Annotated in this window: 1 protein-coding gene; it reads left to right on the top strand. The window is 71.2% G+C overall.

Features of this window, described 5'->3' with window-relative positions; genetic code table 11:
- On the top strand, nucleotides 1-410 hold a 410-nt coding region (locus A33M_RS03545), incomplete at both ends, for a hypothetical protein (protein WP_040619152.1).

The raw sequence follows: 410 nt of genomic DNA, 5'->3' as shown, positions 1-410 counted from the left end.
ATCGGCGGCGCCGATCCGGCGATCAATCCCGTGGTACGGGCCGGGATCGTGGCGCCCACGCTGCAGGTGATCACGGAAGCGGAGATCACCTCGGCGGAGGATCGACGGCGGCTGCCGATCTGGGGAGAGTTCTACAATCCTTACGACGCCCCGCACCTCTGCTTCACGACGGTGTGGCGCGAGGATTTCGTCGAACTGGTGCTGGTGGTTTGCCGCTCGGCCCGGCAGGGGACGATCGACACGCCCGGGCGCACCGCTTTCGCGGCGATCGCGCACCACTGCCGCGACGCCGCCATGACGGCGCACGCGATCGGGCGGGACGGGGCGCTGGTGCTCGCCGGCGCGTTCCAGGCGCTGTCGGCCTGCGCCCTGGCGGTCGACCGGTACGGACGGATCGTCGCGCTGTCGCC

The organism is Rhodovulum sp. PH10, from assembly GCF_000293785.1.
Taxonomy (GTDB): domain Bacteria; phylum Pseudomonadota; class Alphaproteobacteria; order Rhizobiales; family Xanthobacteraceae; genus Rhodoplanes.
Note: the sequence above shows the minus strand (reverse complement) of the source record. Positions and strands in the feature narration are given on the sequence as shown.